General features: G+C 46.8%; 10 protein-coding genes. 2 read left to right on the forward strand and 8 right to left on the reverse strand.

From position 1 onward, the window contains the following. Window positions 1-94 precede the first annotated feature (94 nt). From GA004_RS01520 to GA004_RS01530, 3 genes are all read right to left on the reverse strand, one after another. On the reverse strand, window positions 95-3,775 hold the full coding sequence (locus GA004_RS01520) for a PVC-type heme-binding CxxCH protein (protein WP_283395522.1): 3,681 nt from the start codon (window positions 3,773-3,775) through the stop codon (window positions 95-97). Window positions 3,776-4,166: 391 nt separating this feature from the next. Further along, window positions 4,167-5,090: an alpha/beta hydrolase gene (locus GA004_RS01525; protein ID WP_283395523.1), complete on the reverse strand. Its 924-nt coding sequence runs from the start codon at window positions 5,088-5,090 to the stop codon at window positions 4,167-4,169. 49 nt (window positions 5,091-5,139) lie between these two features. Continuing rightward, window positions 5,140-5,676 carry a hypothetical protein gene (locus GA004_RS01530; protein ID WP_283395524.1) on the reverse strand — a complete coding sequence of 179 codons (537 nt, stop codon included), beginning with the start codon at window positions 5,674-5,676 and terminating at the stop codon, window positions 5,140-5,142. Window positions 5,677-6,176: 500 nt separating this feature from the next. On the opposite strand from GA004_RS01530, the gene GA004_RS01535 reads away from it, so the two are divergent. Then, on the forward strand, window positions 6,177-7,490 hold the full coding sequence (locus tag GA004_RS01535; RefSeq protein ID WP_283395525.1) for a Gfo/Idh/MocA family protein: 1,314 nt from the start codon (window positions 6,177-6,179) through the stop codon (window positions 7,488-7,490). 246 nt (window positions 7,491-7,736) lie between these two features. Further along, window positions 7,737-8,642 carry an alpha/beta hydrolase gene (locus GA004_RS01540; RefSeq protein ID WP_283395526.1) on the forward strand — a complete coding sequence of 302 codons (906 nt, stop codon included), beginning with the start codon at window positions 7,737-7,739 and terminating at the stop codon, window positions 8,640-8,642. Here GA004_RS01540 and GA004_RS01545 read toward each other — a convergent pair. From GA004_RS01545 to GA004_RS01565, 5 genes are all read right to left on the reverse strand, one after another. Then, entirely contained in the window at window positions 8,632-8,979 is a 348-nt protein-coding gene (locus tag GA004_RS01545; RefSeq protein ID WP_283395527.1) for a tetratricopeptide repeat protein, read from the reverse strand. The two genes, GA004_RS01540 and GA004_RS01545, sit on opposite strands and share 11 nt — an antisense overlap. A 431-nt stretch (window positions 8,980-9,410) precedes the next feature. Further along, window positions 9,411-10,154 (reverse strand): hypothetical protein, encoded by a 744-nt coding sequence (locus GA004_RS01550; RefSeq protein WP_283395528.1) that lies wholly within the window; start codon window positions 10,152-10,154, stop codon window positions 9,411-9,413. A gap of 727 nt (window positions 10,155-10,881) precedes the next feature. After that, window positions 10,882-12,105, reverse strand: coding sequence for a pyrophosphate--fructose-6-phosphate 1-phosphotransferase (locus GA004_RS01555; RefSeq protein WP_283395529.1), 1,224 nt, complete (start codon window positions 12,103-12,105; stop codon window positions 10,882-10,884). 368 nt (window positions 12,106-12,473) lie between these two features. Beyond that, on the reverse strand, window positions 12,474-12,902 hold the full coding sequence (locus tag GA004_RS01560; RefSeq protein WP_283395530.1) for a DUF4399 domain-containing protein: 429 nt from the start codon (window positions 12,900-12,902) through the stop codon (window positions 12,474-12,476). Window positions 12,903-12,986: 84 nt separating this feature from the next. Next, window positions 12,987-13,721: a hypothetical protein gene (locus GA004_RS01565; RefSeq protein WP_283395531.1), complete on the reverse strand. Its 735-nt coding sequence runs from the start codon at window positions 13,719-13,721 to the stop codon at window positions 12,987-12,989. Between the last annotated feature and the right edge of the window lie 5 nt (window positions 13,722-13,726).

Here is a 13,726-nt window from a genome sequence, read left to right on the forward strand (position 1 = left end):
AGTTGAATTTCCTATCAACAACTTTGGTTTTGGCCAGTACATTAGAGATTAAGATATGATTTCCACAAAATACAAATGTATCTATATTCAAATTTCATTCTATAACCTTCATAACACCACGCATTACTAAGTGATGACCTGGGAAGGTACAAACATACTCATAATCTCCCACCGTTGAAGGTGCTTTGAATTCGATTAGTTGCTCTTCATTCTGCTCAAGGAGCCTCGAGGCAAAAATAACTTTTTCGCTTTCTGGAATATAACCGAGTTCAAGGCCAGATGCACCCATCGCAATCGCAGCTGAACCAACCTCATCTGCTGCTCCCGGTGCTACCATGACCAAATTATGATTCATCATATCGGGGTTCGAAAATATGAGCCTAATATTTGCTGCTCTCTTCACGGCAAATTCATCCAAATCGAATCTCATCTCACCCGCTACGGCAGATATTCTAATTTCGTCATTAACGACCAAAGTCTCTGGCTTCCCCCAAAAATCAGTAAAGCTTGGTCCTATCACTCTTTTAAGCTGACGAGCTTCGCGCTCAGATATATCCGATCGTTCAATCTTGCCTGCTCGCAACGCTGCGAATAACGTCATCGCACCGCTCCTTTCAGTGCCTAGGATTTTTACCGCAATATCTTTTTCCAATTCATTAAAATGGTCGTATCGTTTTATTATTTCCTCGGATCGGCTTTCATTCTCGTAAAACGCAACCGTTGTTAGGGCAACTTCTCTCAAGGCTGGATCGTCAAGTGCGTCGACTATTGTCTTGTATGCAGGCCGATATAAGTCCCTGCCGAATCCTTTGAGAATTTCTCTCCTTTCTTCGAAACCTGTCTCTTCCTGAACATACTGTGCAAGACGAGCTTGGCCAACCTTAACACTGCCAAATAATTCTGCGAGAGCCATCGCTAGTTTGCGTTCTTTTACATCCCCAGATTTCATTAGCTTCTCTTCAATAGAAGCCCATTGCCTAGGAGATTCAGAATACATATGACCTTTGAGGCCTTCGTGAAATCCCTCAAGAAGCTGTACCCTCCTTTCCGAGTTATCCGATCTTTCGATTGCAGCAACCACAAGATCTGCAGCTCCAGCCGCGATTGCTCGCCGTGCAATAAATTTTGAAACCATCGGAATCTCACTTTCCAGAGCTAGATTCAATGCCACCTCAGCGGAGCTTTCCACGCCTCCCTCTAACCCGTACCAAATCATTTTTGGCAAGTTATGATCATCCGAATCCCCCGCGTGGCTCAGCAATCCTTCCGCAACTTTCCATACGCGATTAGACGGGATGCGTTGCAGAGCGGATGCCAAATACAAGCGGACCACCGGCGAAGGATCCTCTACCGCCATGGTCTCAAACCGATTTAATGCCATTTGACCTGGATTGAAATCCTCGCAGAGCAGTTGAATAGCCCAAGCTCGAATGTGTGCATCCTTGTGATCCAACAAATGCGTTAGCTGGTTTCGATTTAACCCGTTGGTAACATGCAATGCCCATAGTGAACGCAACTTTCGCCCTTCGTCGGGCCCAGCTTCGAATTGATCCCACAATTTATCATGAATATGTTCTGACAACTTTCCTTCGAATGCCCGTTCCTGCAGGATTACGCGTGCCCTCCGCACATACCAATCGTTGCGATGCATTTGCAATTCGACCAACTTATCGTCAGAATATGTAGCAATATCGAATCCTACTGGGGTTCTTGTTCCTGGGGGAGCTACTCTGTAAATACGCCCCGTATCTTTGTAGAGCACTTCCCCTCCGCAAATATCCGGGTCGTGCCAATCGAGCATGTAAACCGCTCCCTCAGGGCCAATCTCTATGCTAAACCCCACCCATTGCGGGTCGTTGGCCATTACAGTCTCATCGCCATCCCTACCGATGAATCCAGAACCGCTCGGCTCCAGTATGTCCGTCAGAAGTGCATGCTCATGGATATTGGCCATGAATACACGATTATGATACCTTTCCGGGAACGTATCCGCTAAATATATACGAGCTCCGCCATGGGCAGAACGATGCCTGTGATCCGCTATCGTCTTTATGTCCGAATAGACATGAGGATTGATATGCCGGCCACCCTGACGATGATAAATTCCTCCAGGAATGACGTGCCACAAATGCGGGATCACACAAGCCGTAATGAAAGCTTGTCCGTGATCATCAAAATCGACTCCCCAAGGATTACTAAACCCGTGGGCAACCACCTCGAAACGGTCTTTTATTGGGTGATAACGCCAGACGCCTCCATCGATATAGGTTGGATCTTCCGCCTCGAATTCTGCGGGGAAAGCTTCCCCATGCTGATAGATCCGCCCTCCGCCTGCTGGTTTACCCACCATCGAGGGTGTAGCGAAGCCCTGGCAACCGTAAAGCCACCCATCGGGCCCCCAGATAAAGCTATTAAGAACTTCATGACGATCGCGAATACCCCAACCACTCAAGCGGATCTCGATATTATCTATATCCGCCTTGTCGTCGCCATCTCGATCCGGAACAAAAAGTAGATTCGGTGGAGCACCAAGCCACAAACCGTTGAATCCCCATGCCATGGCAGCTGGGAAAGGAATGTTTTCCATAAAGACTTTCTTAGAATCCATGACACCATCACCGTCTTCATCCTCTAGTATCAAGATCCGGCTGTTTCCATCTGCTGAGAACCCCGTTCGACGCGTTTCGTAATCACGGTTTTCCGCAACCCACAAACGGCCTCGGTCATCCCAGCAAAAAGCCATTGGCTGAGTGATTTCGGGCTCCGATGCGTAAAGGTTGACTGCCAATCCATCTGCTACAGTCATTTTCTCGACCGCTTCCGGACCCGACAAAAACTCCGCGTTGCGACCCTCTTGCTTGGCGAGATTCCAAAGTGCCCAGTTACCTCCTTGACCAGTGTAGGTTTTCCACTGATCGTTGACCGTAATGCTATCGAACTCACCACCGTATACGACAAGCTGATGCTTAAAAGTTTCTTTTTCGCCCTTCTTAATACTCCAATTTCCCATACGAGAGGGAGCCGGACCAATTCCTAACTGTCGATCAACTCGCCACTTTTGCGGAAAATTACGGTTTTCTGGATGATCGAAAATTGCAATGTGCCCCCAGTCATCGCGTCCCTCGATTTCCATGCCTACATCCACCCACACTGATCTTTGTCCCTCGGCACGCTCATTTTTCTGACGAGAGCTGTTTACTGCCATTCCATCGGTTTCCCCTCGCTTGTATGGCATTCTTAGGAAAAGACCTCCGTAGTTGTATTCGTCAAAATCGAGATCGACTAAGGCCTCGCCCGTCCAAGTCAAATCGATGAAATACTGTTTGTTGTTATCTCGCATCGACCAGATCTGTGATTCTCGCATAATCGATTTCCCAGACTCGTCGAGTAGAACGTACACGGTCTCCCACTCAACCACATTTCCCTCGCTGGCAATGATCCGACTGCTCTCCCGCTTCCAATATCCATTCGCTGGATTATGAAAGAAATCCCGTCCATTGATGCGAGTAAACCCCCAATACAAACCAGTTTGATGCGGATGATGACCAGGACTGTATTCTGTTAGAACGCCCTGGCCATCAGGTGATACGATCGGATGAATGTAAGGACGATGATCATCTCTGCTATGCTGAATCAAAATCGCATCCGAACTCCCGTCGCGAAAAACAGACAAAGTTTGTCCATCTTCTTCTTGGACAACGTGTAAAGCGTCCGCACACAAATGACGGCTGAAAGCTAGTATTACCAGATATGCAATTATTCGAGAGGTTCTCATGATTTTAAAGTCGGTTAGCGAGCTACGAGTCTCTATTATGGACTATAAAACCGATGTCTTGGGTCAACAGCTTTGTAATTCGAATTTGTCGGTAAATTTTTAGATTTCCTGATTCCCGCTTTCTGTCAGCTTGCTTTGCATAATTACCGACGGAACAATTTTCCTATCAACCCCCTCCGAATCAAATCGGAACAATTGAATTTCCAATCAACAACGGAAGACGAAAAGCACCGCATCCGCGGGCGGGCCGAACAAGGAATCGGAATTCGATTAAGTTGAGGGTGGTATTTAAACAACGCTCGCTTAGCTCACTTGATCCGGGCGATATCCGGGCAGGATCCGCTCCAGAGTCGCGGGTAGGATTTTATAATATCAACCACAGCCTTATGCCTTAGTCCTCATTGCCCTTGTTCGTCAAAGTCCGAATGAAAAACGCTTCCCGAGAGCGGCGCGACTCTTGCAGATGCTGCACATAAGCGCCGTGGCCGGTGCCGTCGTCATATCGTACATAGGTGATGTCTTTGGTGCCAATTTCTCGCAAGGCCTTAACGTATTCATCCAACTGTGACACAGGAGCCATTCTCGTGTCGGCAGAACCGTGTATAAAGAAAAGGGGCGGTGTATCCGCACTGACGTAGCTCATCGCATGCAGCTTCGTCACGTCTTGACCGCCCCCTTTCCCTCTCCTAAAACGGGGCTTCGTCGGTGTTGAACTGCAATGGGCTGACTGGACCCGACTCGAAAACTCCTGATAGGGACCGTCGCCTTCGAGCCCTGCAGATTTGGGACAAATTGCCAGCAGCAAGGCCAAGTGAGCCCCAGCGGAGTTTCCGGCTGCGCCAATGCGGTTGGGATCGACGTTGTACTGTTCCGCGTGAGCCCGCAACCAGCGGACCGCGCACTTCACATCCTCGACGCAAGCGATCTTGTCCAAATCAAGCCGGTAGTTTAGGGAAATGGAAACGAAGCCTTTCGTAGCGTACCCTAATGAGGTTTCAATGCCCTGGCCGCGCTTGTCACCTCTAACCCACCCACCTCCATGGATATATATGATGGCCGGCAGTCGTCCATCGCGACGATCTTCCGGCATGGCAAGGTCAAGCTTCCATGCGTCATTTCCTTCTCGATACGAGATATCTGGAAAAACAATCACACCCTCTGGAGCCAGCTCCACAAGCTCTTCGTCCGAAATCGGCTGATTGACGGCCGCAGGCGACTGCCCATGACCCGTTTCAGAAAAAATAACGCACAGCAATGAAACAAGAAGCACCAGGTGAACCTTCATGACGTCCCAATACAGTCTCTGTTCGATCATAGAAAAATTAGCTTTTTATTAAATCAAATTTAGAACCGTCTCAATATTCTCATTCAGGCCAACTTTCCGCACTCTCAATGAGTTTCCATGAGGTCAGGGTGGCATCCGTATCGCTCAGCCTTCCCAATCTCATATCTCTTCTTAAATGACTGGGGCCACCCGCCTTTGAGCCTTCGCCGCCGGCTACTGAAAACCCCAATTCAGGGTTATCGACCAGGACAAGCGCACCTTCTTTGGTAAGTTTAAAGCGCTGCAAAGGGGAGTCGCTCGGCTCTTTGAGTAATAGAGTAGCGCCCTGCTTCGCGCTTGCCGCTTGGATACAAAGTCCGTACTCGCTGGCGTAGATTTGCCCTTTAGATGGGTAATCCATGGTCCACATTTCATCAGCTGATCCAAATCGCTTCAGCGTGTGAGCCATCAACGGCGCCTGCAGCTGTACGTTTTGCCGAAAACCTGGTATATCCACGCAATAGAACTCTGGCTCGTCAAGCGGGTCCACCAATCGGATCATCACCGGATCCGGTTCTGCAACGATATTGTTTGTGAATGAAAGTAGTATCGGGAGCAGGGATAAGATCGGTCTCATAAGTAGATACTGACATTCTTTCCCAATCAATCAAGCTCAGTTACAAAAACTAGCCGCATCTAAACGACTGTCCGATAAATCAGAATGTGCCTCCGAGCTAGCATTTTTCTTTTCGGCAAGGCGTAGGCGAGGTGCCAATGCCTGCAGGGCCTTGGCCTTCGGCTGCAACACAGCCATAAACGGAAAAGGACGCTGCCCCTAGTGGGTTTCCAACCAGACGGGACCGCGTCGCGTTGAACGCATAGCGGATAGCCATTCCATGGATACCCCGCAATGTACACGCCTTGCGACAGACTAATCTGGACGAAAACGACCCAAAATCTGATTTGTTGGACAGTCTCTAAGACTTCTAAAGACCACAAAGAAGCCAGAGCCTTAACTGTGCCAACTATCTAATTTAGGATCCTGAGAACCTACAGGACCTTCCTTTTAGATCGCCATCCGGCTAGCAGGGTTCTAAAACGAGCCCTATCTAATTTTTAAAAAACCAATAATATCCCATGAAACAGAGCCGCATCAGCAGACGCGAATTTATAACAAAGGCAACAGGTGCCGCATTGGCCTTCCCTACGATCCTTCCCGCTTCGGCACTGGGCCGTGACGGTAAGGTGGCTCCAAGCGAGCGGATAAATATGGGCATGCTGGGAGTCGGAGCCCGCGGCCTCGGCAATACCAGGAATTTCCTTGGCCTTGACGACGTTCGCATCGGTGCCATCTGCGACGTCAACCAGACGCATTTAAGCCGGGCAAGTCAGGCTATTTCAGAGCAAAGCGAAAGCAACGACCTCAGATCCTACACGGACTTTCGCGAGCTAAATGCAGACCCGTCCATCGACGCGATCATGATGGCCCTGCCCGTCCACTGGCACACCATTCCCTCGCTGGATGCGATCGCCCAAGGCAAGCACATCTACTACGAGAAACCCATGGCACTCTCTCTCAAAGAAGCCCAGATGGTCCGTGCCGCTGTAAAAAAGCACAATATCATCTTTCAGTTTGGCACACAGCAACGGTCTAGCATTTATTTCCGGTGGGCCTCCGAGCTAGCCATGAACGGACGACTAGGAGAGATTCAGAAGATCGAAGTGGGGGTACCGGGCGGCGAAGTGTCCGAAGAGTTTCCTGAGGAGCCGATCCCGGAATGGGTCGACTGGGAGCGTTGGTCCGGTCCCGCTCCATCGGCACCATTCAATGAAAAACGCCTAAAGCGCTCTTTTCACGAACTCATCGCTGACTATTCCCTCGGCATGATCTCTTGTTGGGGTATCCATCATATGGATATAGCCAATTGGGGTAACGGAACGGACAGCACTGGACCCGTAAGCGTCGAGGGAACGGGAAATTTCCCCAAAACGGGTACCTGCGATACGGTTTTGGATTGGCGGGTCCGTTTTGAGTTTGAGAAAGCGCCCCCCATCGAATTCAGCGATCAGGGCCACCACCGCATGGGGGTGAACTACGTGGGCGACCAGAGTTCTCTCCACGTCACCCGTGGAGCCATCAATCCCGAAAGTAAAGGATTTCTTCGCGATCCTAATAACAAAGAGGACGCCCTACCCACTCGTCTACTGGTAAGTGCGAATCATTATCGTAATTTCATCGATGCTATCAGGAACGGGAGCCAACCGATTGCCCCGATCGATTCCGCCGTACGTTCCGACACGCTCTGCCAACTCGCCCTCATCGCCATCAAATGCGGCCGCAAACTGCAATGGGATCCCAAAAAGGAACAGTTCGTCAACGACGCCCGAGCTAATGGAATGCTGCAGCCCCGAAAGCCCCGCAGCCCATGGAAGCTCCCCCAGATTGCCTGAGTACAATTATACACGATTGGTAACCGTGTAAATAGATTAGGATGTTTTTTAATACCACATGCAAAAAGATTTGATACAGTGGTGCTAGTCGAAACGAAAGTAGCGCAAGGCGGCGAATCGCTTGCTCAGCGAGTGTCTGACGCGATTCACCAACGCCGCGAACTCTCGTTTCGGCTGCATCCCTCCGCATCAAATCGGAACAATTGAATTTCCTATCAATCAAATTCATTCTATTCCTCTAATTATATGATCTTCAAACACGCATCGATCCTCTTTTTTACCATTGTAGCTTTATCTCATGCAGTCGTGGCCGAGAAGCCTGTCCCTACCCATGCGGATGTTTCCTATGGCGCACACGAAAGGCACGTATTCGATATTTGGATAACACCATCAGATAACACCACACCGCTCGTCATCTACATTCACGGCGGAGGCTTTCGCAAAGGAAACAAAAATACCATCACGGAAGACTCATTGAAACGATTTCAAGAAGCCGGTCTATCCGTAGCAGCTATTCATTATCGCTTATCCGGGACAGGACCCTACCCGATCATGATGGAAGATGCCGCTCGTTGTTTGCAGACAATCCGCAGCCGAGCCAAGGAGTGGAATTTAGATGCCGACAAAGTTGCCTGCTATGGTGGTTCGGCCGGAGCCGGCATCTCACTTTGGCTAGGTTTTCATGAAGACCTGGCCGATCCCAAAAGCGATGATCCGATCTCACGACAATCAACCCGGATTACCGCGGTGGCTACCAGGAACGGACAATCGACTTACGATCTTCGCGACTTCCGCAAAATCTTCAATGTCCCCGAACTGCCAGCCGAAGAGGCCCTCTTCCCCATGTTTGCTGTTACCGATGCGACGGAATGGAACTATCCGCATGTAGAGGAACTCATGGAGGATGCATCACCCATTAATCACCTGACAAAAGACGACGCTCCCGTTTACATGAACTATACGCGAGGAAACCTGTTTGTGAATCGAGAAACAAAAGCAGGAGCTTGGGTTCATCATGTAAAACTGGGGCTGCACCTGCAAAAAGCCATGAAGAAGCTCGGGGTGGAATGCTCGGTGGTTTCTCCTGAACATGCTGAGACTCGTTACGGAAGCTTCGAAGCGTTTTTGATCGAGAAACTGACTAACAGTTAACGTGGGCAACTAACCCTCTCAGCATCTCTAGGTGCTTCTTATTAATCTCAATGAGTATCCGTATCGACTGATCGATCTCTTTCTCAGTCAGCTCCTTGTCGAGCATAGTTAAAATCTCCCCTACGCCTTCAATGCGTTTAGCAAAGGCAACGGTGGCCCAGACGCTGGCAACGACTCTATCCTGTTTTATCCCCTCGCCGTTCAGGTACATCTGCGATACATGGAAAACAGAGCTGCCATCCCCTTGCCTCGCGGCTACATTGAACCAACGAGCGGCTAGCTCACTGTCCTTCTTAACTCCCCAGCCATCTCGGTATAAAACCCCTATCCCATTCATTGATTCAACGTGGCCTCTTTCAGCGGCCTCTCTGACTAAGGCTAATATCTCTTCTGATGCCGCTTATTCCTCATCTGCTAGGGGGATGTGGTTATCCCCAGCTAAATCAGAATTCCCCTTGATTCTAAGGTGGGCTTGCTGCTGAGACAACTTAATGGACATGCGGCTGAAAACAAATCAGGCCAATAAAGAGCATAACAGAATGTTTCGCCGGCTCCCATTGAAAAAACTCCCATGGCACGGAATCTCTTTCTTGCTTTAATATGATAGGTCTTTTCTGTGCACGGCACAAACTCTTCATATTGCCAATCTCCTTTTTAGTAAGTAAAAAAGATAAGATAAATAGATTAATAAAAATTTATTGAGAATAAATAAAAAAGAATTCGGTATCGAGTTTAGAGATTTTTAAGATATAGATCAATTGTTGTTGATTAAAATATAACTTCATTATTAATCTTTCTAATCTTATCAATTAAATAAGAAAATCCACCTAATGATTTAATAAAATATTTCGAATTACATAATTTTATAAATTCGATATCAGGATTTTCTTCATATGATATATCTACATTATACTCCTTTTCTTTAAAAAAATTATAAATTGCCATTGTATATTTAAATGAATTACTATTTTTGTCTTTGTTATATTTATAGGCTATAATAATAATTTTATTTTTCTTACCTATTTTATTATCAATTTTTTTTTCGATATCTTGATAATATTTCATTGGATAAACATAATTTACACCATTCCAATGTGTTTGTGGTTTTAATAAATATTCCGTATAATCTAGATCTTTACTGCGATTTTTAATAGGTGATGTGATTTTATCGATAACATCCCCTATTCTTAGATGTATATAAATATGATCAGTTTTTTCTATATTATTGTTTCGTAATCTTTCTTGAATAATATTATTTAGTAGATTAAAGTTTATATTTTTATCATCATAATATTTAATTTCGTTTTGTTTATCATTTTTATTTAAATTATAATATTCATCGCATATACTTCTAGGATATTTCTTCAAAAATTTAGTTGTATAATTTTTATCATTACGCCAGCCATTCTCTCTGTATCTTCTTGACCTGATAAAATCACCTAAATTATAAGGAATATTTTTATTTTTGAAAATGAAATATAAAAATCTGAAATATCGTATGTGGAATTTCATAAAATAGATGTTATTACTGTAAATCTTGCGGATATAAATAATTTTAGTTTAGGTATTAAAGAATGGGCACAGGAAATAGTTTTGATCTTTAGTTTTTATTTATTATTATCATTTTTAATTAAAGGACATAATTCATCTAAATTAAAAATACCATACTTAAACTTCTAGTAATAATACTTATTAATGATATTGTAAGGATTATATTATTTTCCGTTCCTGGTTTCTGTTGATTTTACCGAATTGCAATAGCTTTTTTTACTTCACTGGCAACGGGCATTACTATTATCATTGATAGGGCGCCTCCCAATTCTGTTACTTTATCATTAGTACTTTTAACATCACCTCGCTGTATCCAATTTGTTTTGACACTTCCTCTTCCATGCAACCGGTACAATACCGTTTAGCTAGCAATGCTAGGACTCTTAAACCGTTTCTATATCCCATATTTACTATACGGGTTAAAGATTTTACTTCCTATTTTAAAATTGTCAAAAACTCTTCCTCCTTGTGCTAGTAAAATAAAGGGATATAGTAATCAGATAACCATCATATTTTTTTATAATATGAATTTTTTAGAGGATATTTTTATCTTAAATCATTGGTTTCATTGCAATTTATAGTCATATCATACATTGCCCAATCTTTTCCATTAAAAATGGCTTTATAATAACATAATATAATGGGAGATAGTAATTTTCCACCCTGAGAATTGCTGTCTTGTCGACAGCTAATGAGCGGGAGCCAATGTACCCTTGGGCTGTCCGATTTCATCAAGCAGCTCTCCAAACCAGGGCTCTTCCGCATTGAAAGGCTTACCTCCTTTGATCCGCTCAAACTCGCAAGCCCTCATGATGCCATTGCTGTCCTCGTCGTGACCCACAACCCCACTGAGTCCGGCCAATGCGGATTCGACCGCCGTATCCACGCAACTCTTAATGAGGTTCAAGTCCTTCGGATTCGCCGCGGCCGCTCGAGAGTAATAACCACTTTTCTGCACGAGTACCTTGTCGGCCTCGATTTTTTCCGCAAACTGCTTGGCGAAATACTGGCCGGGATTTATGAAGTCGAGCTGTACGTGGCCGAACGCATCACGAACGATTTCCTCGCCCGCCGCTTCTTTGGCAGCAACGATCGCATCGACCCCCGCCCCTTCGCTCAGGAAAATGTTCACGTTGTCATGCTCATCCATGATCTTAGTTAGGCGTTCCGCTTCGGAATCGAGGTCGACTTCGAGTTCGGGCAGGTAAACCGCATGCACATCATGGCGTTCCTGGCTCAAGCCGATCTCGGGCAACCACTGCTTGTGCTTCAACCGGTCATGATACTCTTTCGCGGTCGCCGCGGCAAGCCATCCGCAATGACGCCCCATAATCTCATGGATAATCAACATCCGCGAGTTCGAATTGTGTTCCGCGACTACGTTCGTAAAGTGGTTGGCGGCATGCTCGGCTGCCGTCCAGGCTCCCAGTGTTTGGCGAATCGGGTAGACGTCGTTGTCAATCGTCTTGGGCATCCCAATGACTCGGAGCTCGTAATCGTTTTTGGCCAAGTAGGCCGCTAAGTCCGCTGCGGCAGTGTTAGTATCGTCGCCGCCAATCGTATGCAGCACGTCGACGCCATCCTTTACGAGTTGCTCAGCTGCGACCTGCTGAGGATCCTGACCTTCCTTGACCAAGCCCCGCTTTACGCAATCCGCAACATTGGTTAACTTGACTCGTGAATTTCCAATCGGACTCCCTCCGAACAAATGGAGAATCCCTGCGTTTTCACGAATCTGAGGGGTCACGGTGTAGCTGAGGCCTTTGAGAAGCCCCCAATAACCATTCTTGTAGCAAATTATCTCAATATCTGGAGCGATCTCCGTGTAGCGCTCGATGAGACCGCCTATAGCGGAAGATAAACAAGGGGCCAAGCCGCCCGCGGTTAAGATGCCTACTTTATTAACAGCCATGGAAATGGATTTGATTTTTTGAGTTTTGTCGCGGGGCGAAAGAAACCTCCCCCCAAAGAATGGCTACCGCTAGACAGTTTGCAAATGAAATACAAGCCCCCTGATTGAAGGTTTTTTAGTCCTACGGTCCCTTAAAGCGGATGTGTTCTGCAATTTCTTGACCGACAAATCCAGGTAACTCAACAAGTCGGGTCCTACAGGGCTTCCGCTCGTGTCATGCAGCGTATGTCAATAACTTTGGGTTGCTAAGGTAGGGCCGTTTATCCCTAAGCGGCCAATACCTATAATTTTAAAAGCGACTGCTCAGGGATCCGACTTCGCCAATGCTTCGACCGATACGTAAGAAGCTTACCATTCCTTCACCAACACTACTCCACCGTAATAGTGATCTTCTTGGAGATTACAGCGGGGGAATGAGGCAGGTGTATTTTGTCGCCCAATACCAACTGCAGGGTATGCTTGCCCGGAGAAAGCTCAATCTTCTCTTCTGTTTGCCCTTTTCCAAAGTGCTTTATATTGTCTGTGGCCGGTAAGGGCAAATCTAAACTGGGCAGCTCGTCCAGATCAATGATTAAGTGATGGTGACCCGTATCCGGTATATCGACACCGGCCGGGGCCACTCCCATTCCGATAAGCCCAAAGCGAACCCGCACTGGAGACTTCACCGTCGCCCCATCCCGTGGAGAAATGATGTAGGCCTTCGCTCCCTTTGGCGAAGGCGTCTTTGGAAGCCCGTCAACAGCGATAAGCGGTGACGCAATTAAAGATAGAATGATTAAGGATAGAACAGTTTTCATAATAGATAGATTTGATTAATTGAAAAATTGAGAGCAATAAGTATCCGTATTTTGGATAATTTAATTTCACTTTGGGCCAAAAACCTACTCCGGCATTTTAAAGAGCGTTTCATCCACCGGAACATTGGGCTCAAAGCTGGTGATTTTCATTACCATGCTCATACCCATCATTTGCGCTTCGACATGAACGGGCATGCACAAATCACCCATCTTTTCGTAGGAGACCACTTTGGCTGAAACGGGCACGATCCCCTGCTCGCCCATGTCCTCAATGGTTTCCATCTTTTGCATGAGTCCCGTCTCTTCTTCAAAATACAGGGTTTCCGGATGCGAGCCCTGGTCCGTGATACACTCCACGATCGTCAGGCCGTCATCACTCCTGCCCTTCACTTTTGCGGAGGTGTAGTTCTCCGACAGTTTCAGTCCCTCTTTAAAATCCGTCTCCGACAGCAGCTTTTCCAGTTCGGCTGCCAAGAGCTCTCGACTTCCTTGAATCGGATCCATCGACCATCCCTTTTCGCCGTCAAAACCCTGTTTCATTTGCCCCATCCCCGGAATATCCATAACCACGTAAATCTTATTCGGCTGCTTAAAAGAAACCTCCCTCTGCATGCTCATGCCAATTGCCGGCATCTCCATCGTCATGCCCATCAACGCCGTTTCTATATCCGCATAAGCTTCCTCCCCGCCGAGAGCGATCGCATGAGAATCAAAGATCCTTTGAGCCGCTGGTTCGATCTCCGCTACCGCCAAAGAACCTGAGAGGACCGATGCGACCGAAAGAAAGCAAAATACTGGGATTCGAAATGTCTTCCTCATCAGAC

Source organism: Candidatus Pelagisphaera phototrophica, from assembly GCF_014529625.1.
Classification (GTDB): Bacteria; Verrucomicrobiota; Verrucomicrobiia; order Opitutales; family Opitutaceae; genus Pelagisphaera; species Pelagisphaera phototrophica.

Coding starts and splice junctions, on each gene's coding strand:
- GA004_RS01545 (WP_283395527.1), bottom strand. CDS start 8,979: ATGAATGGGATAGGGGTTTTATACCGAGATGGCTGGGGAGTTAAGAAG.
- GA004_RS01560 (WP_283395530.1), bottom strand. CDS start 12,902: ATGAAAACTGTTCTATCCTTAATCATTCTATCTTTAATTGCGTCACCG.
- GA004_RS01525 (WP_283395523.1), bottom strand. CDS start 5,090: ATGATCGAACAGAGACTGTATTGGGACGTCATGAAGGTTCACCTGGTG.
- GA004_RS01565 (WP_283395531.1), bottom strand. CDS start 13,721: ATGAGGAAGACATTTCGAATCCCAGTATTTTGCTTTCTTTCGGTCGCA.
- GA004_RS01550 (WP_283395528.1), bottom strand. CDS start 10,154: ATGAAATTCCACATACGATATTTCAGATTTTTATATTTCATTTTCAAA.
- GA004_RS01555 (WP_283395529.1), bottom strand. CDS start 12,105: ATGGCTGTTAATAAAGTAGGCATCTTAACCGCGGGCGGCTTGGCCCCT.
- GA004_RS01540 (WP_283395526.1), top strand. CDS start 7,737: ATGATCTTCAAACACGCATCGATCCTCTTTTTTACCATTGTAGCTTTA.
- GA004_RS01535 (WP_283395525.1), top strand. CDS start 6,177: ATGAAACAGAGCCGCATCAGCAGACGCGAATTTATAACAAAGGCAACA.
- GA004_RS01530 (WP_283395524.1), bottom strand. CDS start 5,676: ATGAGACCGATCTTATCCCTGCTCCCGATACTACTTTCATTCACAAAC.
- GA004_RS01520 (WP_283395522.1), bottom strand. CDS start 3,775: ATGAGAACCTCTCGAATAATTGCATATCTGGTAATACTAGCTTTCAGC.